At 69.9% G+C, this 23,206-nt stretch carries 17 protein-coding genes and 1 pseudogene; 4 read left to right on the top strand and 14 right to left on the bottom strand.

The features are described from left to right. The 3 genes and pseudogenes from ACZ34W_RS12990 to ACZ34W_RS12980 form a co-directional block, all read left to right on the top strand. Positions 1–159 (top strand): annotated as a pseudogene (locus ACZ34W_RS12990) (IS630 family transposase); the annotation flags it as partial. 523 nt (positions 160–682) lie between these two features. Then, positions 683–2,182: a hypothetical protein gene (locus ACZ34W_RS12985; RefSeq protein WP_465603634.1), complete on the top strand. Its 1,500-nt coding sequence runs from the start codon at positions 683–685 to the stop codon at positions 2,180–2,182. A gap of 71 nt (positions 2,183–2,253) precedes the next feature. Next, positions 2,254–2,577 carry a hypothetical protein gene (locus tag ACZ34W_RS12980; protein ID WP_465603632.1) on the top strand — a complete coding sequence of 108 codons (324 nt, stop codon included), beginning with the start codon at positions 2,254–2,256 and terminating at the stop codon, positions 2,575–2,577. A gap of 1,082 nt (positions 2,578–3,659) precedes the next feature. Here the strand turns inward: ACZ34W_RS12980 and ACZ34W_RS12975 are convergent. From ACZ34W_RS12975 to ACZ34W_RS12960, 4 genes are all read right to left on the bottom strand, one after another. Then, entirely contained in the window at positions 3,660–4,268 is a 609-nt protein-coding gene (locus ACZ34W_RS12975; RefSeq protein WP_329488260.1) for a hypothetical protein, read from the bottom strand. A gap of 5 nt (positions 4,269–4,273) precedes the next feature. After that, entirely contained in the window at positions 4,274–6,043 is a 1,770-nt protein-coding gene (locus ACZ34W_RS12970; RefSeq protein ID WP_329488262.1) for a DEAD/DEAH box helicase family protein, read from the bottom strand. After that, the gene (locus tag ACZ34W_RS12965) at positions 6,040–8,565 is read right to left on the bottom strand and encodes an ATP-binding protein (RefSeq protein ID WP_465603629.1); all 2,526 of its coding nucleotides are present in this window, start codon (positions 8,563–8,565) and stop codon (positions 6,040–6,042) included. Before ACZ34W_RS12965 ends, ACZ34W_RS12970 begins: the two co-directional genes overlap by 4 nt. A 90-nt stretch (positions 8,566–8,655) precedes the next feature. Then, positions 8,656–10,068 (bottom strand): PIN-like domain-containing protein, encoded by a 1,413-nt coding sequence (locus tag ACZ34W_RS12960; RefSeq protein ID WP_329488264.1) that lies wholly within the window; start codon positions 10,066–10,068, stop codon positions 8,656–8,658. A gap of 424 nt (positions 10,069–10,492) precedes the next feature. Between ACZ34W_RS12960 and ACZ34W_RS12955 the strand changes: the two genes are divergently transcribed. Beyond that, on the top strand, positions 10,493–11,830 hold the full coding sequence (locus ACZ34W_RS12955; RefSeq protein ID WP_465603626.1) for a DNA cytosine methyltransferase: 1,338 nt from the start codon (positions 10,493–10,495) through the stop codon (positions 11,828–11,830). Here the strand turns inward: ACZ34W_RS12955 and ACZ34W_RS12950 are convergent. The 10 genes from ACZ34W_RS12950 to ACZ34W_RS12905 all read right to left on the bottom strand — a co-directional run bounded on the left by ACZ34W_RS12950 (position 11,823) and on the right by ACZ34W_RS12905 (position 23,164). Continuing rightward, positions 11,823–12,275, bottom strand: coding sequence for a very short patch repair endonuclease (locus ACZ34W_RS12950; RefSeq protein WP_329492148.1), 453 nt, complete (start codon positions 12,273–12,275; stop codon positions 11,823–11,825). The two genes, ACZ34W_RS12955 and ACZ34W_RS12950, sit on opposite strands and share 8 nt — an antisense overlap. Before the next feature lie 308 nt (positions 12,276–12,583). Continuing rightward, on the bottom strand, positions 12,584–13,528 hold the full coding sequence (locus ACZ34W_RS12945; protein ID WP_465603624.1) for an EamA family transporter: 945 nt from the start codon (positions 13,526–13,528) through the stop codon (positions 12,584–12,586). 183 nt (positions 13,529–13,711) lie between these two features. Then, positions 13,712–14,932 carry an ATP-grasp domain-containing protein gene (locus ACZ34W_RS12940; RefSeq protein WP_329488268.1) on the bottom strand — a complete coding sequence of 407 codons (1,221 nt, stop codon included), beginning with the start codon at positions 14,930–14,932 and terminating at the stop codon, positions 13,712–13,714. A 66-nt stretch (positions 14,933–14,998) separates the two neighbouring features. Further along, on the bottom strand, positions 14,999–16,339 hold the full coding sequence (locus ACZ34W_RS12935) for a hypothetical protein (protein ID WP_329488269.1): 1,341 nt from the start codon (positions 16,337–16,339) through the stop codon (positions 14,999–15,001). Between the two features lie 131 nt (positions 16,340–16,470). Beyond that, complete coding sequence (locus tag ACZ34W_RS12930; RefSeq protein ID WP_329488271.1) at positions 16,471–17,211, bottom strand: GNAT family N-acetyltransferase; 741 nt, start codon at positions 17,209–17,211, stop codon at positions 16,471–16,473. Continuing rightward, positions 17,208–18,449 (bottom strand): ATP-grasp domain-containing protein, encoded by a 1,242-nt coding sequence (locus ACZ34W_RS12925; RefSeq protein ID WP_465603621.1) that lies wholly within the window; start codon positions 18,447–18,449, stop codon positions 17,208–17,210. The genes ACZ34W_RS12930 and ACZ34W_RS12925 overlap by 4 nt, the downstream gene beginning before the upstream one ends. Beyond that, entirely contained in the window at positions 18,442–19,698 is a 1,257-nt protein-coding gene (locus ACZ34W_RS12920) for an ATP-grasp domain-containing protein (protein WP_352286220.1), read from the bottom strand. Before ACZ34W_RS12920 ends, ACZ34W_RS12925 begins: the two co-directional genes overlap by 8 nt. Before the next feature lie 89 nt (positions 19,699–19,787). Next, entirely contained in the window at positions 19,788–20,489 is a 702-nt protein-coding gene (locus ACZ34W_RS12915) for a hypothetical protein (RefSeq protein WP_329488275.1), read from the bottom strand. 357 nt (positions 20,490–20,846) lie between these two features. Continuing rightward, positions 20,847–22,133, bottom strand: coding sequence for an MFS transporter (locus ACZ34W_RS12910; RefSeq protein WP_329488276.1), 1,287 nt, complete (start codon positions 22,131–22,133; stop codon positions 20,847–20,849). Between the two features lie 53 nt (positions 22,134–22,186). Then, positions 22,187–23,164, bottom strand: a complete 978-nt coding sequence (locus ACZ34W_RS12905) for an ArsR/SmtB family transcription factor (protein ID WP_329488277.1) — start codon at positions 23,162–23,164, stop codon at positions 22,187–22,189. Positions 23,165–23,206: the final 42 nt, after the last annotated feature.

Raw genomic sequence — 23,206 nt, 5'->3', positions numbered from 1 at the left:
GTCAAGCGCAGCCTGGCCAACCTGTCCTCGGTCGCCGTCGACCGCCTCGAAGCCCTCCTCCGCAACCGGCTCAAACGGCTCCAGTACCGCCCCGATATCCTCGACGGCTTCCTCACCGGGGCCGGCCTCTCCCTCGACCTCCCACCGCCATCACCCTGAAGCGCCGAAGTCAGTAGGTAGCGGGAATCGACCTGTTTCCGACTCTCGCAGCGACCGCCGAGCAACTGGATCTAGATTGGGAAACCGTGCTGACGCACGTCGCCCGGCAGGTACATTGCCTGGGCTGCAGATTCCGTTCCCGGTGGGGTATTGCACGGCGCCGACTCCGGACCCATCTGCCGGACAGTCGGGGCGGCCGGGACGACACACGCAGGTCGCTGACCAGTCCGGCGGCCACTTGTTCCCTATCGATCCGCTGCTGCAACCGCACGAGCACGGACTGTTTGCTCGTTCGGCGGCTACGACCCACCAGTGCTTGGTACGGTCATCCCGCGATATTTTCTGTGATCATCTGGCTTCGGGGGGTGACCGGATGGCGTCAGGGGGATGGTCGGCAACAACCACTTCCGCCGGACGATTCGGCGGGTCAGGGGCGGGGGACGGCGCCGACCAGCTGAGCGACGGACCAGGTGTCCCGGTTGGATCAGCATCCATGCACACGTTTGCTCCGGGACTTTCGGAGGTGACCCGCAGGCTCTCGGCGATCGCCTATGTGCGGCACGACCACCTGACCGGTCTCGCCACCCGCCTGTTGGCGAAGATCAGCGGAGGTCGGGGGAAGGGCAGCACTGGTGGTGAGGACGAGGGAGAGCCACAGGTACTGGTCGGTGAGGACTACGTCAGCTGGGTCCGTCGACGTGTTGTGGCCGGCCGGCCCCTGCCGTCCTTCGGATACGACGAGTCCCTGGTACTGGGCCACTGTCTTCTCGCGCAGCGCCTCCGCTACCTGAGACGGCCCTTGATCGCGCTTCTGGCGACCCCCGGAATCGGCCTCGGCCTGCTGCGCTTGGTGTCAGTGGAATGGGCCGCCGGGCTTGCAGCCATCGGCATGTGGCTGGCCTTCTACCTCGACCGACTCGCTGCTCAACAGCTGCTCTACCGGATGAGGCCATCGGAGTTCATGGCGGGCCGCAGCCCACGGCCCGCCGGAACGGCGCACTTCATGGGCAGACGTCTCCAGTCCTGGGCCCTCCCATACAGCCGGGAGTGGCGAGGCAAGCCCGTTCCGAAGGAGCACTTCATCGGGGCTGGGCGCTTGGTCTGGTCCACCGCGTCGATCGGCATCGATGTCGAGCCGGCGCCGAAGCGTCCACCGAAGGAGCCTGAGCAGGACGAGGGGACCGAGACGATCCTCATCCCAGTGCAGATGGAGAAGCTGGTCGAATCGGGCCAGCAGAGCACCGCCAACGCCTTCAGGAACTTCACGGTGGAGGAGCTCCACGACTTCGTGGCCGCCCGCCTCATCGACCCCGCTCCGTCGCACTCACCGGGGCACCCGTTCGCCAACATCGAGGTGCTGGGTGTTGCCGCTGTCTCCGCCAAACGGTGGGGTGGACTCGACGACCCGACCTGGCAGAGCATGGAGTCCCTCGCCGCCGGGCGCCCTGATGGAGGGCCAGGGCCTTACGTAGCCCGGCGCTATCTGTGGGCGCGCATCGTCTCGTGGGGTGGGGAGATGGCCGCCTCGATCCTGGTCAACTTCGCCTACGAGAGCGGCTTCCTCAGGGTCACCGTTCGCCCGCATCTCATGGCCCCGCTCAACAGCGCACTCGCGGCATGGGCAAGCCCGCTCTCCCCACTGTCGTGGCGGTGGCAGCGGCTCGCCTGGCTCCAAGCCCTGTTCGACCTGCTGAAGGCTGCGAACCGTCTCATCTCCACGCGTATCGCGCTGAAGCCCACGCTGGACCAAGGTGGCCCGGTGAGCCTCCGCGAGGTCTACTCGACGCGGTACATCGACGAGATGCACATGTACGAGGACGCCCGCCGTTACGTGCAGATGATGCAGCGCAGGGTCTTCGACACGGTCGAGGCGTTCCTCGGAAATCACCACATCGACACCCGCTCCTACCAAGCGCAGGCCATGGCCATCTACAACTTCGGCGTCATGGCCGGCGGCGACATCACCGGCAACATCCAGAACGCCCCCGGTGCCGCTGGCACCTTCCAGAGCCAGGAGGCATGATGCCCTTCCGCCGCGAGCCCCGCCAAAACCCATCTCCCGCCCACGGCGGGATAAGCGCCGGGGGCAACATCATGGGCAACATCCAGAATGCGCCAGGCGCACAGAACACCACCCAGAGCCAGCACGTGGCCGCCACTAGCGACGGAGCAGTCGACGAAGCACGGCAGCAGCTGCAGCAGCTGCGCGAAGCCGTCGAGCGGCACGCCACACAGCTGGCACAGCCGCAAGCCTGCCTCGAGGAAATCTCCGCTGTCGAGCAACGCCTTCACCTGGCCAGCGAGGATCCTGTCGGACTACGGGTCCTCATGAGCTCGGTGTACCAGCACTGCGGCGGTATACCTGGCCTGGTCGCCATCGCGGCGTTGGCACAACAGACGGTCGCCGCACTGGCTTGAGCCGATGCAGGACGCCAGCACTCGCACCACGGTGCAACGAGCTCCCGCCAACGCGACGCAAGGCACCGAAAACCGATGCGAAACGAGGGCACATCCAGGGCACATGAGGGTGAAAAGCGCCGCTGACCAGCGTCAACCACTGAAGGTAGTTTTCGCTGGTCAGCGGCGCTTTGGCGACGAACCCGCAGGTCACCGGTTTCCGGCAACCAATAGCTGCACGAGTGGCAGGGCTTCGCCAACCGCCTGCACGACGCCGGCCACCAGCTGTACTGCCTGGTCTGGCCGTAACCTCCCGCCGCCCGCACGCGCGTCCGCCCCGGGGCGGGTGCTCCGGGGCGGACGGTGGCACCCGGCTGCGGGTGCCGCAGCCGTTGGAGAAGCCCTGCAGGACGACACGGACATGCCTGGTCGGCGACCGAACTCATCACCCAGGGCGAACGCCTGGCTGGTCGAGCGCTGGTTAACCAGCGCTACACGCCTGTCTTGGCGGCCGTCGCGATGTGCCGATTGTCTGCTCCGCGGCGCCGCCCACGGGGGATACCGAAAATGAAGGCCCCCCGAGCGCTCCGCACAGCCCGAGCACCACCTGACGCTGCCACTGGCGTCACGCGGCCCAGGAAGACGAGGCGGAGCGGGTGCGGGAGCGCTCGACCGCGCCTCGGCCTCGGCGGCCCGCTCTGGCACACCAACGCCGACCGAACAGCGGATCCAGCGTGAAGGGCGCTATGGCCCTAACGATGGCTGACGGGGCTAGGACTGACGCCGATCCCCGACAGCCATCGATGGCCGGCCCCCGCATCAGCCTTGGCTACCGGCCAGGCGGAGCACTGGCACGCTCACCTTCCTGCCCGGCTTCCGGGCTGACTCCCCCCGGCGGAGGTCGTCGCGGGGACTGGGCTCCGCCGGGGGCAGAAAGGCGAGCATCGCGCTGCAGACCCCGACTGCGGAAACCGCTCTGGAGGCTTGAGCAAGCTCGGGATTCGGCTCCAAGGCAGCACCTGGCGGGCCCGGTCCGCCAGGCCGACGGCGGCAGGCCGGACCACGCTGAGAACGCCATCAGCCTTCCACTGGCGGGTCGGGGGTCAGCCAGCGGCTTGCGGGAGCAACGCCAAGACCGCCTCCTTCTCACGGGCAGGCGCCTTCTTGTCCCGGAGGTTGTTGATGATGATCGTCGGGATCAGCGAGATGTCGAGATCGAGCGACCTGAGCGTGTAGACATCGCCTCCGCCCTCACGGCTGGTGACGATGTCGAGGCCCAACTCCCGCAGCTCACGGGTACGGCGCTCGGTGTGTACAGAGTCCCCCGTAACCACCCGCAGGAGGGCAGCGCCCACCGGCTGCCGTATCCGCTGCAGGAGCATGGCGAACAGCTCCTCATGGGTCCGGCTGCCGTAGGGGACGGTCAGGTAGCGCTGCGGGATCCGTTCGCCGTACTCCTCGGCCATACGCTCGGCAAGCTGCGTACGGAGGTCCGAGAAGGTGCTGCACGCCTCAGGAAGAGCGGTCCGTACAAGGGCCTGCATCGACTCAGCCAGCAGACGCTTCGCGTAGAGGTACGCGTCCAGCAGGTTCTGGGCGTCGGCATCCTCCTTCTCAAGCAGGCCGAGGACGCCCTGAACCGCAAGGAGCGTGTCCGGCTTGAGCCGGTGCCAGTCTGACGCGGGGTCGGGTCGGCGGTCTGTCACGTTCACCAGTCCTATCGTTTCGACGCAGCCGTGATCGAGCTGTCAGGCGGGTAGCGAAGGATGTGCACATCCTCCCCGGCATCCTCGACCGCCCCGAGGTCGTCGAGCCATTCACGGAGGAACTGCTCGCCTTCCTGGTCCGTGCGGTTGGCCCGCATGAACCTGACCTGACTGCCGATGGTCACCCGGGGGTCGCGAGCGGCACCGATACGGGCGCTGAGCGACTCCTGCAGGCTCAGGCCAGCGGCAAAACGGCGGATGTCGGAGACGAAGTCGAGGACGACCACCCTCTCCTTGCCGGGAGCCAGACGGAGTCCACGGCCGAGCTGCTGGACGAAGATCCGTCGGCTGTGAGTCACCCGCTGGAAGACGACGATGTTGACGTCAGGGACGTCCACCCCTTCGTTGAGGACGTCCACCGCGCACAGGATGCCGGTACGGCCGTCGGCAAAGTCCCAGAGGACACGGTTCCGGGTGGCCGCGTCCACCGCCTTGCCCTGTGCCGTCCGGGACGCGATCACCTCGGCGCTAGTGAACCCGAGCGCGTTGATCCGACCTGCCATCCGCTCCGCGTGGTCGATTGTCCCGCAGAAGACGATGCCCCTGGGCTTCTTCTGCTCGGCCCACGCCTCGGCGAGGCGGTCGACGACTGCGTCGTCCCACTCGTCGATGAAGACAGTGCGGTTGATACCACGGGGGGTGAGCGCGGGCGCGGTCTTGCTGAGCCCGGCCGCGAGTGCGTCCCAGTCGATATTGTCGGTGAACATCCGGTAGTCGACGTTGGCTAGGTACCCCTCACGGAGTCCGCGCACCATGTCGATATCCACGACTGGGAAGTCGAACCAGTTCCGTAGGGACTTCCCGTCGGGCCGCCAGGGCGTCGCGGTCATCCCCAGGAGGAACGCCCCCCCGTCGGCGGCCGACAGCTCGCCGAGCACCGCGTCGTAGGCGGCGGTGCCGAGATGGTGGCACTCGTCGACCACGACGAGCCCGAAGTGGGGCAGGTCCCGTCCAGCCCTGACGGCAGTAGCGACACTGTCCACGCAGGCGAACACGACGTCCAGGTCGTTGAGGGCGTCCTTGTCCGGGCGCTCGTAGCCGTTCCACACCCCGGTGGCCGCCGAGGCCGGGAGCAGCGGCCAGAAGGCCCGCTCCAGCTGGTACACGAGCTCATTGCGGTGCGCGAGGACCAGCGTTCTCGCCCCGGGCCGCAGGGCACGGGCACGCCGGTGGAACTCGGCAGCCACGAAGGTCTTGCCGAGCCCGGTCGCGAGGACGATGAGCGCACTGCGGGCGCCGTTCACCAGCTCGTCCATCAGTCCGTCGACAGCCCGCCCCTGGTAAGGGCGGAGCTGGAGGCGCTGCGGATCCTGCAGCGCGGGCGGAGTCTCCGGAATACGGTCCGCCTGCCGCTGGAGTGTGCGCCGGTCCCACAGCTGCAGGGGGATACCCTTCGCCGCGAGCTGCTCCTGCTGGGCTCTGACTGAGGCCTCGAACCCGTTCAAGCTGACCACGACAGGGATTTCCGCGTCGTAGCGCCGACAGGCGTCGACGGTCTGCGCGATGACCTCGGGCCCCACCGGGGACCGCCACCGCTTCATCTGGAACAGCCATCGCCTCCCCTTGAGGCTGCCGATCACATCGGCTCCGCCATCGCCGGAGGCGCCGGCCAGCTGGACCCCCGAGTAACCGCGTGCCGTGATCAGACGCTGAACGGTCCGCTCGAAGGACTGCCAACCGGTCCCGGCCAGATTGAGGTCGGTGACAATGCGCTGGGTCATGCGAGCTTTCCGACCAGGAAGTCGACGGCCGCACGTGCCCGGACGACGATCAGCCGCTCCGGCTGGTCGTAGCGGAGGTACGAAGCGCAGTCCTCCAGGCAGCGCAGGTACTTCACCCGAAGGTCCTCCTGCAGCTTCCCGGCGATCACCGGCCCCGCCTCCTGCTCGCTGGGCCACGGATCCTCCCACACCAGGCCGCTGAACCAGCCTTCGGCATGGTGGGCGAAGAAGGCAGTGACCGTCTCCCGGTCGCAGTAACGGAGATAGCCCCCGGTAGCCCTGAGGCGCCCGAGCTCCGTGAGCTCCGCCCCTGACTTGATCATGGAATCGGCAAGCGCCAGCTGTTGGCCGGCATCCAGTTCGTCATAGAAGCTGTCCGCGTACGGAGCCCGCAGGATCCTCTCCGTAATCTGGTCGAAGAGAGCCTTGATCGCGGTCCGGACACTGTCAGCGCTGTCTGTGACCGCGTCCCCCCACCCCTTCCTGAGGACCTCCGCGGTGAGGACCGCCACCGTGTGTCCGGGACGGCTCTGCAGGTTGCGGTGGAGGGAGTGCAAGAACTGGGCGGCCTCGGTCGCGATCAGGTACTCGGGCCTCAGCCCCATCGCCGTGAACACCGTGTGGGTCGGATCGATGTAGACGGTGATCTGCCGGGTGTCTGCGCGTGTGACGAGCGGAACGGCGGCCTGCCCGAAGGCCGGGAGGATCGGCCGGTGCGCTGTACGGACGCGGACGTCGAGCGGGCTGCTCGCCTTCCCGTCCGCCAGTACGACAGCCACCTGGTCCGCGCTGAGCTCCTCGGCGTCGGAGGACACCGCGTCCAGAGCCTCGGGACTGGCTGGATGGGGGGCGTCCTTGACATGCCCGCATGCCTCGCACCGCTCGGCGCCCGCCTTGTTCTCCAGTGCACAGAAGGTGCACTTCCACGGCAGCTGCACCTTGGGCACCTGGGAGGTGCCGCAGTGCAGGCAGACCGTCGCCGAGCGCAGGATCTGCTTGCCGCATCCGGTGTCCAGGCACGGCTTGCCGTCGAGCACCTCCCCACAGCCCCCGCACTCCTCGGCCGTCGACGTGTTCTGGAAACCGCACTCCGCACATTCCGGGAGCACCTGGATCGGCGGCTCCCCGGCCGCCTCGACGAGCTCCCACCACTTGGCGTCGTCGTAGTAGCCGGGCACCCGGTCGAGGAAGCGCTGGTAGTAGTCGGCTTCGACACTGCGGGGGATCCGGTCAGCCTTGCCCTTGGCGGGGTTGTACTGACCCATGTACATGTCCCCGCGACCGAAGTTGCGGACCTTGCGGTAGCCCTGGAAGAGCAGCGACACAGGCGATTCGTTCACCACGCCGTCATTCCAGTTGTTCGGCAGCAGCGAGCCGCCTCGCAGGAACCCGATGGCTTCCTGCCACTCGTCCGAGGCCTGCTGGAAGTGCTGCTTCTGGAAGTCCACCGGCACCTGGTCGAGGTGGACCTCACCGACGATCCGGCCGTACTGCTGGTCCACGGGGTACTCGCGCTCAGCACGCCCGGTGGTCTCATCGGAGAACTCGAAGAACGCCGTCTTCTCCGCCTGGCGGATGGCCCGCCCATTGCGGATCAGGTCGATCCCGAAGTCGTTCTGGTCGTCGAAGCGCTGGATGCCGACCCACCCGTGTACCCGGTGGTTTATCTCCCGGCTCTCCACGCCTCCACACCGCGGGCAGGCACCCTGGTCTCCGAAGTCCGTGCCGTCGTGAAGGCAGCGCCGAGCGCTGCTGATCACCTGGTCGAAACTGATACGAGCGGGGATCTTGCCGTGGGCTCGCCGTTCGACGAAGCGTTCCGGCGACCACACGCAGTGTTCGTACGGCTGGCAGCGCTCGTTGTTGACGGTGATCACCACCGGGTCTGCCGCCCCCGGTCGCAGCAGGCTGGCGTACCGCCTCCCGAGCCGACTGCGCAAGGTCTTCTTCGACATCTTCGCGAGCTCTCGGATGAAGCCGCTGTTGGCGTCGCCGTCCGGCCACCAGCTCCGGATCTCGACCACTGTCCCGTGGCGCAGGCCCGCCGGCTTCTCGATCTGCTCGGCCCTAGCCGAGAAGGTCTGGGACTGCATGAGCTCCGGCAGGTCGAGGGTGACCTGGACCGCGTGGTCGTCCTCCGCGCGTGCGGAGATGACCCGCGTGATGCGCCCGAGCTTCCCGGTCGCGATGTTGAAGCCCATGCCGAACAGGCCGAGGGTGTCGTAGTGGTTCTTTGAGGTGTAGCCCGCCCGCATCGAGTTGGCGATCTGGCTCTCGGTGAGACCCGGTCCGGTGTCGCGTACGCGGATCATCCCTTCGGCCCGGGCGACCTCGGCAGGCCCTGGGACTTCGATGATCACCTGGCGTACCGCCGACGGAGCCCCCGAGGTGGCTGCGGTCCGGAAGGAGTCGACGGCGTTGTCGATGAGCTCGCTCAGCGCGTCGATCGGCAGGATCGGGGTGCGGGTGAGCGCCACGAGCACCTGCGGGTTGGGAGTGATATCGATCGGCCTGTGCGCCATCTTCTGCGGGCTCCGTGTTTGAGGTCGGTCACTGGGCTCACACCGTCAGTGGAGCGGCCTATTGCGATCTGTCGAGGTAGGCACTGGCGGTCAGGCCCTCGACTGCACCTGTCGCGCAGCCAGGCGCTGCAGCGGCAACCGGTCGGTCTCGCCGAGCTCGCGCACCAGCTGCACGAACCACGGGGCCACCCAGGTGTCGCTCCGGTAGGGCCACTCGCCCTGTGCCAGCACCGTTCCCGGGTGCCACTCCGGTGCCGGCCGGACCTTCGACCGGACCGCCGCACAGACATCGACCAGCGGCTCTTCGTCGGCGGGAGCCCGGAAGCCGAGTTCGGCCGTCGCCCCGATCAGCCACCACTGGAAGTGGCGGCGGCGCTCCGACTCCGCGAACTGCCGAGCCGCCCTCGTGGTGAGCCCTGCTGCCCGGTACGCCTCAACGGCTAGCCCGTCCGGCGGCACGGCGGCGTGGGCATTGTCGTCCCTTACCGCAGGAAGGCCCTCGGTGCTGCGCTGCGCAACCGCCTCCGCAGCCCGGTCGATCTCGTCGTAGGTGGCAGTGGTGAGCTCGATTGTCGGTGCGAGGAACTCCTCGACGCCTTGGAAGAACTGCCCCGGCTGCTCGATACGGAGCTCTGCCCCCGTCCTCTGCCGAATTTCCTCGAAAAGCTGCGGCCACGGGCGCTTAGCGTCCTTGCCGTCGAGCTCCTCGTACCAGTCCTTCTTCGTATCAGCGGATACGAACAGGACCCGCTTCACCTCGGGATCGGCTGCCATGTCCAGGATTTCAGCCCAGACGAGGTAGTCGCCCACCTGGTCCAGCGGCTTCCCCTTCCCGGCGTCAGCGAATCCTGGCGGGATCTCATTCGGGAACCGAAAGGAGACGGCCTCCTCCAGCCGTTGCTGCACCACCGCATAATCCGTCGGCGGCGCGATACGGTCCCCGAACAGCGCTGCGACCTCCGGCAGGACCGGATCGTCCGACTCGACAGCGGAAGGCAGGAGGTCGTGGTCGGACTTCAGCCGCTTGGCATGCCCCTTCAGGAGGTCCTGCCACTCGGCCAGCAGGGATTTGAACGTCGCCTGGTTGACCGTTGCATCCAGAATGCTCTGCGCAGCATCGTCGTTGGCATACTTCTTCAGCAAGTGCTTCACGTGGCCACTGGCAGCCTCGACAGCCTTGTAGGCCTGCTGCAGGTGTCGGTCGATGACGACCGCGGCACCGCCGAGCTCCTTGCTGCGCGCGATGATCACGCGGCGCCGACCGCGCACGAACTCCTGCCCCACCTGGTAGGGCAGCCAGAGGTGCTCGGAGATCTGCTTGAGAGCCGCCAGGACCTGGTTCCGCACAGCAGGGTTGTACTCGTAGAGGCTGAGGAGCACGTTGGTGTCGAGCACGACGACAGCGTCCTCGAAGAACGCCTTCCGGTCAGCCTCGCGCGCACCGCCGTCGGGGAGGATCCAGGATCTGAACTGCTCCACCAGTGGTAGATCTGCCTGGCCCACGCTTCTTCCGTCCCTCCCGGCTGCGGGCTCCCTATCCTGTCGAGGCAAGTGAAACCCGTCAAGGCGCAATTACGGAGCGGAGTCGCCGCGACGGGCTCCCCACCCTCGTGACTACGACACAGGCATCCTTCGTACACTCCTTCGATCTTGCCCGGGAGCGCAGGGCTGGGACAGCAGGACGCCCCGACCACGACTGAGACGGCCTTGTCCACGCGGGTCCGGCGTTTGGGCGGTGTCAGTGCTGTCGCCTACGCTTCTGGTTCTACTGGCAGCGCCTGCTCGTAGAGCTGCCGCGGCTACCGGATGAGCCGGCCCGGGCTAGTGCTGGCACGGCTGTCACCGGCAGTAGCGAGCAGACTGCTGCTGATGACAGAGGAACACGTCGGCGTCCGCCCTGAGTGCGGCGCCACCGAGAGGAGGTCTCATGGCATCTGAGCGCCTTGAGGTGGTCGAGATCTGTGCGGGCGCGGGCGGTCAGTCCCTCGGCCTGCACAACGCCGGGTTCAGGCACAAGCTCGCCCTTGAGCTCGACGAGAACGCCGCGAAGACCCTCCGCCACAACCTCGCCCGGCTCCTGAAGGAGGAGGGCTCCAGTCCCGAGGACGCTGATCGCGAGGCCGAGTCCGTCGTCCGGGTCGGGGACGTGGCCGATGAGTCACTCTGGGATCACGCTGCGCACAAGGATGTCGACCTCCTCGCAGGAGGCGTCCCCTGCCCCCCCTTCAGCATCGCCGGCAACCAGCTCGGTGCTACCGACGAGCGCGACCTGTTCGCCTGGGCCGTGCACCTGTGCAGGGACATCCAGCCGAAGGCCCTGCTGCTCGAGAACGTCAAGGGTCTGAGCGGCAACCGCTTCTCCGCCTACCGGCAGCACATCCTCGAGCTGCTCCACGATGCCGGATACGTCGGTGAGTGGCGCCTGCTGGAGGCACACCAGTTCGGGGTCTCCCAGCTGCGGCCGCGGTTCGTCCTGGTCGCCCTGCGGAAGGAGTTCGCCGAGTACTTCCAGTGGCCCGAACCGTCCACGGTGCCGGCCCCCACCGTGGGGGAGCTTCTCAAGGACCTCATGGAAGCAAATGACTGGGCTGCTGAACACGTGGAGGCCTGGGCCAAGAAGGCCTCGGCAATCGCCCCCACCATCGTCGGAGGCTCCAAAAAGCACGGCGGCGCGGACCTAGGCCCGACCAGGGCCAAGGCCGCCTGGCTGAAACTGGGGGTCGACGGGATGGGCGTCGCGGACACCGCCCCGGGCCCTGAGAAGGACGGCGACCACATTCCGAGGCTGACCACGGCCATGGTCGCCCGGATCCAGGGCTGGTGCGGCGAGAACGCCCACTGGGAGTTCCCAGGTCGTAAGACCACGGTCTACCGCCAGATCGGCAACGCCTTCCCGCCGCCGGTCGCGGAGGCTCTCGGCAGGGCGATCGCGAGCGCTCTGCGGAAGGAGAAGAAGCGCCCTGACTCGGTCGAGTCGGGGCGCCCGGACCTCGACCCCGTCTACGTTCTGCTGCGCCACCACCCGGACAAGGCCCTCACCGCCCAGAGGATCGCCGACCTCATCGCCAGATCCGGCGGGAAGAAGCTGCCCGTGCCGGAGATCGAGCGGCGCATCGCCCACATCGAGCGGGACTTCCACGTGGAGAAGGCAGCCCGCAGTTCTGGCGAGCTGGCTTACCAGCTCGGCGAGTTCAAGGCCTTCATCGGCCAGCAGGACCACGCCCGCCACGACTACTTCGCCCAGCACCGGGGGAAGGTCAGCTGACGGTGCCGCCTGCGCGCCGCTGGCGGACGCTGTCCACCACCGTCGGCGCGCAGGCCTCCGCCGACTCGTGTTCCCAGAAGCGCAGGACGAGCCAGCCCTGGGCCGCGAGGCGGGCATCGGTGTCCCGGTCGCGTTGGACGTTGCGGCCGATCTTGTCCCGCCAGTAGTCCGGATTCGTCTTGGGCGGGACGAAGTGCTCCGGACACCCGTGCCAGAAGCAGCCGTCGACGAACACCGCGACCCGTGTGGACCGGAATACCAGGTCCGCGCTGCGACGCATCCCCTGCAGAGGCTTCGCCGCCACGCGGTACCGCAGTCCTGCCGCATGGACGAGCCGCCTGAGCGCTAGCTCCGGCTGAGTGTCCCGGCTGCGGTTGCCCAGCATGCTCCGGCGGTTGGCCGCCGACGACGCCCAGGATCCGGTCGGCGGGATCCAGTCCGGCACCGACTGGTCCGGTGTGCCACTGGTCACGGTACCGGCTCCTGTTGCTCGGGAGGACCCCCTTCGACGCCTGGCGCGACGCCTTCCGCAGTCCTCAGCGCTGCTCCACCCATCAGTCGGTGCCAGCCTAGTGCCGCTCCTCAAAAGTCTGCCAAGATGCTTCGTCCAGGCGGCCTTGAGCAGGGTTCCTTCACCCGCCCAGGAAGGTGGTGAAGGCCACCGCCGCCCTTGGCGGCCGGCCTCGAAGGACCGCACGCGCGTCCGCCCCGGGGCGGGTGCTCCGGGGCGGACGGTGGCGGGTTACCGGCCGGTCAGCCGGTGGCGGCCTTCTCCGGCGCGGGGACGGCCGCGTCGGATCCGGGGCCGGCGGGCGCCTCCGGGGTGCGCTCGCCGCGGCGCACGGCGCCGAGGCTGGCCGCGACCACGCAGACGACGCCGGCGAGCTGGAGCAGGCTCATGGTCTGGTGCAGCAGCACGAAGCCGATCAGCGTGGCGAAGCCCGGCTCGAAGCTCAGCAGCGTCCCGAACGCGGCCGTGGTGAGCTTGCGCAGCGCCAGCATCTCCAGGACGTACGGCAGGACCGGCAGCAGCACCGCGGCCCCGGCCGCCCCGGCCACGATGCCCGGGGTGAGCACCGGCACGGCCTGCACCAGCCCGAAGGGCGCGGCGCACAGGGCCGCCACCGACAGCGAGATGGCCACCCCGTCGACGCCGGAGAACCGGTCGCCGACGCGCTGGGTGAAGATCACGTAGCCGCCGAGCGCCGCCCCGGACAGGGCCCCGAAGGCGAGCCCCACGAGGTCGACCGAGCCGTTCCACGGCTGGGTCAGCGCCAGCACGCCGCAGACCGCGAGCAGCGGCCAGATCACGTCGATCCGCCGGCGCAGGCCGGCCACGGCGACGGCGAGCGGCCCGAGGAACTCCAGCGCGCTGGAGACCCCGAGCGGGATCCGGGAGATGGCCACGAAGTAGGAGATCGTCATCAGCGCGCTGACCGCGCCGAGCGCGGCGGCGAGCAGGAGGTCCTGCCGGCTGCGCCCGCGCAGCCGGGGCCTGGCCCAGATCAGCATGATCGCGGCCGCGAAGGCGAGCCGCAGCGAGGCGGTGCCGAGCGGCCCCGCCGTCGGGAACATCCAGGTCGACACCGCGGCACCGGACTGGACGCAGATCATCGCGCCGACGGCGAGGGCGGCGGCGCCGTAGGTGCCCGGAAGTGCCTTCCGGGCACGGCCCGTCGTGGTGGTCGCTGGGGGCATGAGGTGGTGGTCCTTCCGCGGGTACTCGGCGCAGGTCTCGGGTCTCGGATCCGGCCGTGGGGGGTGGCCCACGGCCGTCCGCCACGGTCACCGTACGCACGTCGCGGGCCTCCTGACAGGCCGTCGCGAGATGTACGGGCCGCGGCGGCCGGAGATCCGGGACACCGGGTTCCCGAGCCGGCGTCACACCGCGGCGGCTTCCACGGTCTCCGCCGAGACGGTGTAGCCCTTGAAGGTCTCGGTGATCGACTCCAGGACGTCCTCGGCGGTGGCGCCGCGGAACCGGAAGCGGCCGCCGACGTGCTCGTAGCCGTGTGCGACCGGCAGGACGTCGCCCACCTTGGCCAGCGACTCGGCGTACGGACCCGGCGTCCGCCCGACCATCGAGGTGATGTGGGTGAAGCGGCACGGCCGGGGCGCGGGCGCCGGCACCACCAGGAAGCCGGCGACGTCCTGGGTGTCCCAGTCGGGGCCCTCCTCCAGCGGCACCCCGAGCTGGAGGTGGAACGCCGCCTTCATCAGGTCGTACCCGTGCACCTCGCGCCAGAGGAACGGCGTCTCCGCGCCGCCGACCCGGGCACCGGTCTCCAGGAAGGAGCAGGTGGCCCCGGTCCCGGTCTCCTCCAGGAACAGCTCCAGGTGGAACGGGGTGGCCCGGTCGGTGAGGGCGCGCATGTACCGCTCGGTGGCCTCGCCGATGATCCGGTGCAGCTCCGGATCGGCCTCCTCGATCGAGCCGTAGAAGGTGCCCTGGGCGAAGTCCAGGCAGGTGTTGACGTAGCGCGAGCCGCGCCAGACCAGCAGCCGCTCGCCGTCGAACACGCCGTCGACGTGGCAGATCGGGTGCGGGTTGCGCACCTGCGCCATGAGCTTCCAGCGGCCGAACTCGATCCGGTCGAGGTCCTCCGGGCCGGAGACCACCACGACGCCGGCGCTGCCGCTGCCGTCGCGCGGCTTCACCACGAGGTCCCAGCCGTGCTCGGCGGCGAAGGCGGTGATGTCCTCGGCCGCGGAGACCGCGGCGAAGGCCGGGATCGGCAGGCCGGCGGCGGCGATCCGCTCGCCCATGACGACCTTGTCGCGGAACGCGAGGACCTCGTCGAGCCGCATCCCCGGGAGCCCGAGCTCGGCCCGGACGACGGAGGCGTTCTCCAGGTCCTCCTCCTTCAGCGTGATGAGGCGGTCCGGCGTGCCGTGGCGTTCGGCGAGGCCGAGGACGGCGGCCCGCAGCTGCGCGAGGTCCTGGATGTCGTCCAGGGTCACGACCTCCGCCGCGCCCTCGGGGACGGCCCCGCGCCCGAGCGGGCTGGTGATGTACGTGACGGCACACCGCGTGTGGTCGAGGTAGGCCGCGTAGTCGGCGTAGGTGTCCTTCCAACGGTTCATCACGATGACGTGTGACATTCCGTGGTCTTCCGACGTTCTCACTTCACCCATCCTGATTCTGTACGGCGGTTCGGCGCGGACGGCTCAGTACGTCAGCACCGAGCCGGTGTGGACCTGGTCGATGGAGCGGTGCCCGATGACCTCGGTGGAACCGGCCGGGACGACCCGGGCCTGGGCACCGGCGTAGCCGTCCGGCTGGTAGAAGACGCCCCAGAGGGTCTGCCAGGGCCGCTCCTCGCCGGTGGCCGGGTCGACCATGGACTCGGTGCGCGGGACGACCCGCTCCTGCACCACGCAGCCCGCGGCCGCGCCCTCGGTGAGGGCCGTGCGCCAGGCGTCCTCGGCCGTCTCCCAGCCGGCGACGACGCCGTGCCCGCCGAAGAGGTTGTTGGGCTTGAGGATCAGGGTGTCGCGGCGGGCCATCAGGTCGTCCAGCCGGCCGGGGACCAGCAGGTCCTCGGCGCGCTGGAGGGACCTCGTCCAGGGCAGCGCGCGGTCGATGACCTGCCGCTCGGCGGCCGTGAAGCCGCTCGCGTAGTGCGGGTCGGAGAGCAGCGCCATGCAGCCCTTCTCGCCGAAGAGGTTGCTCTGCAGGGTGTGCCAGAGCAGCACCGTGCCCGCCTCGTGGGCCCGGAAGACCGGCTCCGCCAGCTCGACGAACGCCGGGTCCTCCAGCAGCTGGTCGGTGTCGAAGGCCCGCCACACCACGTCGATGACGTGGCCGTCCAGCACCAGCCGGCCGTCCTTCACCTGGAGGTCGTCGAGCTCGCCGAGGTGGAGGTCCAGGCCCAGGCCGCGCATCACGCGGTGCACGTTGTACCAGGTGGCCGCGCCGAAGGTGTCCAGGCCGCCCGGGCCCTCGATGATCGCGACGACCGGCTCGCGGTCGCCCGCGACGGCCTTGGCGGCCTCCTTGATGGTGCGCACCGTCTCGCGGCCGGTGTGCACGTAACCGAGGCCGTGCTCCTTCGCGAAGGCCGCGAAGGCGTCGATCTCCAGCAGGCCGCGCGGCACCTCGCCGGCCCAGTCCCAGCCGCCGAGGTCGCTGCCGATGCCGAACTCCAGCAGCTTGAACGCGTCGCCGTCGTGGTAGACGTCGGCGCGGCCGAAGACCACCGGGGTCTGGTGCGCGTGGCGGCGCATCAGCTCGGCGCGGGCGCCGTGCACGCCGACGGCGTCGAGGAAGCGGTCCAGGTCACCGTCGAAGAGCCGGTCGGGCAGCGTGGTGAGCATGCCCAGCAGCGCCATCAGGTCGTCGGCGAACGCGCGGATCTCGCGCTCCTCGACGAAGTTGGGCCGCGGCGGGTAGGGGCGCTTCCAGGTCGGGATCGCCGGGTTCGCCGCCAGCGTCCGCATGACGTCGACCAGGCCGTTGCCCGGGATCTTGCAGGCGGCGTTGTACGCCTCGGTCACGCGGTTGGTCATCGTCTGTTCTCCGTCATCACGTTCTCCGTACTCGCTTCCGTACTCGCGTCCCGCACGGCCGCCCACGGGCGCCGGCACCCCCGGTGCCGGCGCCCCTGTCCGCGGCCGCCCCCGTGCCGGTCACGGTCCGCTCAGAGGTCGAGCACCAGGTCGGTGACCGGCCGGGTGATGCAGAGCAGCACCTCGTCGTCCTCGGGGTCGACGCCCGGGTCGGTGTTGTAGCTGACGGTGCCGCGCTTGATCCGGACGGCACACGTCCCGCAGACCCCGGCCCAGCAGAGCGACTCGGGCTTCAGCCCGCCGCGCTGCGCGAACATCAGCAGCGCGGTGGAGGACGGCTCCCAGCGCAGCGTCCGGCCCGAGCGCTGGAACTCGATCTGGAGGTCGGCGATCCGGCCCAGGGTCTCCAGCGCGTCGTAGCCGCCGGCGGTGTCCCGGCGCAGCACGGTCGGCGACAGCTCGGTGAAGCCGAGCCCGGTGAACCATTCCCGGGCCTCCCCCGGCTCCACCCGGACCTCCGCCACCGGCTCGCCGCTGAGCATCAGCAGCACGGCGGCGACCAGGAGCCGGCCGAGGCCGATGCCCCGCCGGTCCGGCGCCACCGCCAGGTCGTACAGCTCGGCGCCCTCGTCGGTGCGGTGGACGCCGACGCAGGCGATCACCGTGCCGAGCTGCTCGACCAGGCAGAACTCCTCGATCCGCTCGGCGTGGAACGCCTCCGGCCGGACCGGCAGGGCGGCGCCCGCCGCCCCGGTCAGCTCGCGGACCGCCGCCAGGTGCGCGGGGCCGGCCCGGCGGATCTTCACCTCGTCGATGTCCGGCCCGCCCCGGGCGATCAGGATCCCGACCGGACTGGTGAGAGCAGAGGTCATCGGGCGTCCGGCCCCTCGTGCTCGACCACCAGCCGGTAGCGGTCCATCACGGCGAGCGCCGCGCGCCGCACGGCGGCGTGGTCGGTGCCGCGCAGCCGGAACCGGCCGCCGATGTGCTCGTACCCGCCGCTGCCGTCGAAGACGGTGCCGACGTCGGGGACGACCTCCGCGTACACCTCGTCGACCGTGCCCAGCAGCGAGCTGCGGGACACCACCGTGCTGGGGTACGGCCGCGGTTCGGGGATGCTGACCCAGCCGCCGGCCACCCCGTCGGGCAGCGCCTCGGCGGGCACCGCGGGCGGCAGGCCGATGGTGGCCCGGAACGCCTCGGCGAACAGGTCGATGCCGAACAGGTCGCGGTGCACGAAGGGCACCTCCGCGCCGCCCGGGCGCAGACCGACCTCCAGGAAGACCAGCTCGCCGCCGGGCGTGTCGAAGAGCTCCAGGTGGAAGGGGCCGTCGACGAGGTCCAGCGCGTCCAGGCAGCCGCCGGTGAACTCGGTGACCCGGTCCAGCCGGGCGCCGGGGTCGAGCAGGACCGACCCGAGCGGCGTGCCGGTCAGGAAGTCCAGGCAGGTGTTGATGTACTCCGACGCGCTGACGAAGTGGAACTTGCCGTCCCGGCGGATCCCGTCCACGTGCAGGATCGCGCCCTCGACGTACTCCTCGCACTCGAAGCCTTCGAGCTCCGCGCCCTGCTCGACCAGCAGCGCGGCCAGCTCGGCCTCGTCGCGGACCAGCACCACACCGCGCGCCGACCAGCCGGCCCGGGGCTTGAGGACCAGCGGCAGCCCGACCTCGGCGGCGATCCCGGCGGCGGTGCTGCCCGCGTCCAGCCGGCAGAACCGCGGCACCCGCAGGCCCGCGCCGCCGACGAGGTCCTTCATCCGGGCCTTGTCGCGGAAGGCCGTCACGAACTCCGGCCGCCAGCCCGGGACTCCGAGCTCCTCCCGCAGCTGCGCGGTGGAGAGCACGTCGTACTCCGAGGGGCCCACGATCGCGTCGAAGCCGCCGTGCAGCTCGGCGAGGCGGCGGGCGATCGGCAGCAGCGTCCCGATCTCCAGGTCGTCGACCACGACGAGGTCGAGGGCGCTCTCCTCGTCCAGGATCGGCAGGCCGCACGGCAGCGTGATGTACGCCAGCCGGCAGCTGCCCGGCTCGACGAACCGGTGGTACTCGCCGAACTCGTCGTCGAAGCGGTTGACGACCAGGTACTGGGGGATCTCTCGACTAGACAAAGCGCACCTCGTCCCGGACGGCGTGCCAGCGCGTCGCGGCGTCCTCGTACGACTCGGCCTTGTAGACCACATGGCCGAGGAAGCAGCGGAAGTCCTCGGCCGGCGGGATCGGCTCCCCCGGCCGGACGTAGAGCTTCACCTCCAGGGTGTCCGGGTGGTCGCGCAACTCGTCCAGCCCCTCGATGTGCTGGTACCGCGTCAGCCCGTAGGCGGTGAAGCAGGCGATGCCCACGTACTTGGCGGTCGGCGCCGACTCGGCACCCACCTCCTCGGCGGTCAGACCGGTGTAGCCGGCGAGCATGATCCGCACCTGGGAGATCCCGGTGACGGCCTCCACCAGGTTCGGGATGCGGTGGCCGGCCAGCCGGGCGCCGAGCTCGATCAGGACCGGCTCCCCCGCCGGCAGCCGCAGCTCGCAGTGGAACGGTCCCCGGGTCACGCCGAGCGCCTCGCAGACGCCGGCGACGTACGCGTCGATGGCCGCCCGGGCCTCCGGGGCCGCCGGGTGCGGCATGATCTGGCCGAGCTCCACGAAGTAGGGCTCCGGGCCGAGCATCTTGGTGGTGACCGCCAGGACGACGGCGCGGCCGTTCTCGACGTACCCCTCGACGCTGACCTCGGGTCCGTCCAGGTACTCCTCCAGCAGCACCGGGCCGTCCAGCACCCGGCCGAGGTCGGTGCGGTGGTCGGCGCGCAGGCTGCGGAAGGCGGCGAGGAGCTGCTCGGGCGAGTCGACGCGGCTGACGTGGATGCTGCCCGCGGACTCGGTGGGCTTGAGGACCGCCGGGTAGCCGACGTGGGCCGCGGCGGCGAGCAGTTCCCGCTCGTCGGTGGCCTCGGCGTGCCGGGGCACCCGCAGCCCGGCCGCCTCGACCAGGCGGCGCATGGTGGCCTTGTTGCGCAGCCCGCGCGCGGTGTCGGCCCGCAGGCCGGGCAGGCCCAGGGCCGGCGCCAGCCGCGCCACGGTGTCCACGTAGAACTCGAAGCCCGGCACGATGCCCGCCAGCGGGCGCTCGGCGTGGAGCGCGGCGGCGACCTCGGCCAGCGCCTGCTCGTCGTTGGTGTCCACCACGACCAGGCGGTCGACGTGGGTGCGGGCCGCGTCCGGGAGGCGCCGGTCGTCGACGTCCGCCGACGCCACGACGGTCTCGAAACCGAGCGCGTGCGCCTCCGCGAGCAGGGCGACCCCTGACGAACTCGGCTCGACGATCAGGACGCGCCCGCGCGAGGCGGGCAGTTGTTCAGACATCAGTGTTCAACCCTCACGGACGGGTGCGCGACATGATCAGGGGCGGCCGGCACGGGCGCGGCGGGAGGCCGCGCCCGTGCCGTTCTCACTCAGACCCCGGCGGGCTGCTTGCTGCCCACGGTCAGCTCGTAGAGCTCGGCGAAGTAGTCGCCGATGAGCTCCACGAAGGTCGTGAGGTCCTGGTACGCCTGCTTCGGGGTGCCGAACACCTCGACCGCGCGGGCGACCGTACGGAACATCAGCTCGTCGTGGTCGTGCGACTCGTCGAACTCGATGTGGGTCGCGGTGCCCGCGACGAACTCGCGGCCGAAGTCCTCGGCGGCCTTGTTCGTGATGATCGGGTTGTAGCGGTCGGAGTACCACTCGACCAGCCAGTCCCAGACCGTCGTGGGCGCCGGGCCGCGCGAGTCGGCCTCAAGACGCAGGTAACCCATCAGCTTCTTGGTCGACGGGAAGACATCGGTGGCGTCGATGTCCTCCTGGGTGAGGCCGAACTTGAAGAGGTCACGGGTGAACATGCTCTCGTGGCCGAACTCCTCCGCCAGGTACTTGGCGAGGTGGGCGGCGAGGGTGTCGTCCTTCGAACCGACCTTGAAGAGGGCGTAGGTGTCGACCTCGTTGTTCAGCCGGATGCGAAGCACGGTCTCGGTGATGTGACGGATGTAGAAGTCCCGGTCCGTCCACTCGCCGGTGTGCAGCTCGCGCATCTTGGGGACGCGCTGGAACTGCTTCTCGATCAGCTCGGCCGCGAGGTTTTCGAGCTTCTCGCGGTCCAGGGTTTCCGCTGCCACTTGTTTTCCTCCTAGTACCAATGCGCTGCCATGCCAGGGAGACGCCACATACTGCTCCGAATGTGCGGCTCAATGGCGCATTCCCCGTCGATAAGGACGCTAGCAACCGGCGCGGTGGTCGGACAGTGCCAATTCGCCATGCTTGGCACCATGGCCCCGCCGGGTGCCAGGACGCGAAAAGGCCGGTGGCCGGCTCGACGGATCGAGCCGGCCACCGGCCGGGAAATTACCGGGGGTCCGGAGAAACCACCCGCGGGAGAAATCGGGCGGCGTCCGGAGAAACCGTGCGCGAATGGCGCGGGGCCGCCGCGGCCCGGCCGGAGATCATCCGGCCGGGGAATGCGGGGAAAGCGGAGGTCAGACGGTGGCGGGGGCCGCCGCGGGCTCGTCCTCCGGCGCCGTCGGAAGCTCCCGCATCGAGCGCAGCGGCGAGACCACCACCGGCAGGACGGCGAAGAGCTCGCCGACCACGCCCACCCACATCGCCGCCCGGACTCCGTACTCCTCGGCCAGCACACCGGCCAGCAGGGCGCCGATCGGCACCACGCCCCAGACCATGAAGCGGATCGTGGCGTTCATCCGGGCCATCAGGTGCTTGGGCGTCACCCGCTGCCGGAAGCTGACCTGGGTGACGTTGTAGATGATGAACGGGATCCAGCCCAGGCCGTGCAGCACGATGCCGAGGGCGAGCCGCCAGTCGTCCTGGTACAGCGGGAGGGCGAGGAACCAGCAGACCGTGCTGGCCACCATGCAGATCCAGATGGCCGGCCCCTGGCCCAGCCGGGCGACCACCCGCTCCGCCAGGACCGCGCCGGCGATGCCGCCCGCCGCCGCGGCGCTGAACACCAGGCCGACCAGCAGCGCCGACAGGTGCAGGGTGTCCGCCAGCAGGACGACCAGCAGCGAGATGCCGATGGTGCCCCACAGGTTGGAGATCGTCGCGGTGGCGGCGATCGGCCGCAGGATCGGGTGGCCGAGCACGAAGCGCAGGCCCTCGCCCATCTCCTTGCGCAGGTTGCTGTCCGGGCGGGGCTCGGCGCGCCGCTCGGGCCGGCGGATCCTGGTCAGGAAGAACGCGGAGCCCAGGAAGCTGACCGAGTTGATCGCGATGGCCAGCGGCGCGCTGAGCACGTTGATGACCGCGCCGGCCAGCCCGGGCCCGCCGACCTCGGCCACCTTGCGGGTCGCTTCGAGCTTGGCGTTCCCCTCGACCAGCTGCTCGTCGGCCACCAGCGACGGCAGCACGCTCTGGTAGGCCACGTCGAAGAAGAGGGTGAGCACCGAGGTGCCGAACGTGACGGCGTAGAGCTGCGTCAGCGTGAGCGCGTCGAAGGCGTGGGCGACCGGAATGGAGCCGAGCAGAATCGCGCGGCCCACATCGCCCACGATCATCACCCGGCGGTGCCGCATTCGGTCGACCCAGGCGCCGGCCGGAAGGCCGAGCAGCAGGAATGCGAGGTACTGGAACATCGTGAGCAGTGTCACCTGGAAAGGCGTGGCGTCCAGCTCTTTGATCGCCAGATACGGCAGGGCCAGCAGCGTGACCGCCGAGCCGATCTGGCTGATGGACTGGCCGGCCCAGAGTTGCCGGAAATCGTGGTGGGAAATCAGGCTCTTTTTGGGCGCCGGGCTCGATTGGGACACCAGAGGAGCATGCTGCGCGGCCGGTCGGTCTGTCAACGCGATACCGCCCGGAACTACGCCTGCTGCAAGAGGGCCGTCCCCAGGTCACTGACCGTGTAATTCACCTCGCGCCGGTACCGGTGGCTGGTGACCAGTCCGGCGTCGCGCAGCACCGCGAGGTGCTGGGAGACCGCGCCCAGGCTGAGCCCGGTACGGGCGGCCAGCTGGGTGGTGGTGGCCGGCGAGGCGGTGCAGGCCAGCAGCTGGGCCCGGCTGCGGCCGAGCAGCCGGGCCAGACCGTCGCCGGCGCTCTCCCGGCGCTCCCAGAGCACCCCGAGCGCCCGGGAGGGGTAGACCGCGCCGGGCGGGGTGGTCCGACGGGCGGTCAGCAGGTGGCAGCGGCCCGCGAAGGCGCTGGGGGTGAGGGTGATGCCCGCGCCTCCGAGGTCGAGCCCGGCGGCCGGGAGGTCCGGCGAGACCAGGCGGTCGCCGACCCAGTGCAGGCTCGGGTGGAGGCCGCCCAGCACCTGCTGGATGCCGTCCTCGGCGAGCTGGCGGGTGCGGTGGGCGATGTCCGCCTCCAGGACGGCGCGGATCCGCGGCCAGTGCGGCTTCACCGCCGCCAGCCACCAGGCGTGCACGGCCTCGGCCAGCTCGGGCAGGGCCCGCTCCGGGTCCTCGGCCAGCAGCCGCTCGAACGGCGGGGTGGGCCGGCCCGGGCAGGCCGGGTCGAGGCCGGCCCGGACCTCCTCCGCGGGGGTGGCCAGCATGATCGCCAGCTCCTCCTCGATCTCGGCCAGCGGGCAGCGCGGCGACGGGGTCAGGAAGGCCGGCCCGTGGTCGCGCCTCGGCAGCAAGGCGGAGAGCGCCGCCGTGCGAACGACCAGCGAGCGGTCCTGCCGCAGCGCCAGCGCCCTTCTGATCCACGGCAGATGGACCACGTGCCGGCCCGGGTCGGCGACCGCCCGGAGGCTGGCGACCGTCTCCCAGAGCGGCGAGATCGCGAACCTGATGTTGACGATGTCGTGCACGCCGAACCGCAGTTCACCCATGGCCTCGTCCTCCGCCCGCCCCTGCGAGGTTTTCGCCCAGAC

It is taken from the genome of Kitasatospora sp. NPDC022856, assembly GCF_055561235.1.
The sequence above is the reverse complement of the archived record's forward strand: the minus strand, read 5'-3'. Positions and strand labels throughout refer to the sequence as shown.

What these genes read in the sequence shown, in the direction of transcription:
- ACZ34W_RS12980 (WP_465603632.1), top strand. Translation starts at nt 2,254, where the DNA reads ATGGGCAACATCCAGAATGCGCCAGGCGCACAGAACACCACCCAGAGC.
- ACZ34W_RS12970 (WP_329488262.1), bottom strand. Translation starts at nt 6,043, where the DNA reads ATGACCCAGCGCATTGTCACCGACCTCAATCTGGCCGGGACCGGTTGG.
- ACZ34W_RS12965 (WP_465603629.1), bottom strand. Translation starts at nt 8,565, where the DNA reads ATGGCGCACAGGCCGATCGATATCACTCCCAACCCGCAGGTGCTCGTG.
- ACZ34W_RS12955 (WP_465603626.1), top strand. Translation starts at nt 10,493, where the DNA reads ATGGCATCTGAGCGCCTTGAGGTGGTCGAGATCTGTGCGGGCGCGGGC.
- ACZ34W_RS12945 (WP_465603624.1), bottom strand. Translation starts at nt 13,528, where the DNA reads ATGCCCCCAGCGACCACCACGACGGGCCGTGCCCGGAAGGCACTTCCG.
- ACZ34W_RS12940 (WP_329488268.1), bottom strand. Translation starts at nt 14,932, where the DNA reads ATGTCACACGTCATCGTGATGAACCGTTGGAAGGACACCTACGCCGAC.
- ACZ34W_RS12935 (WP_329488269.1), bottom strand. Translation starts at nt 16,339, where the DNA reads ATGACCAACCGCGTGACCGAGGCGTACAACGCCGCCTGCAAGATCCCG.
- ACZ34W_RS12930 (WP_329488271.1), bottom strand. Translation starts at nt 17,211, where the DNA reads ATGACCTCTGCTCTCACCAGTCCGGTCGGGATCCTGATCGCCCGGGGC.
- ACZ34W_RS12920 (WP_352286220.1), bottom strand. Translation starts at nt 19,698, where the DNA reads ATGTCTGAACAACTGCCCGCCTCGCGCGGGCGCGTCCTGATCGTCGAG.
- ACZ34W_RS12905 (WP_329488277.1), bottom strand. Translation starts at nt 23,164, where the DNA reads ATGGGTGAACTGCGGTTCGGCGTGCACGACATCGTCAACATCAGGTTC.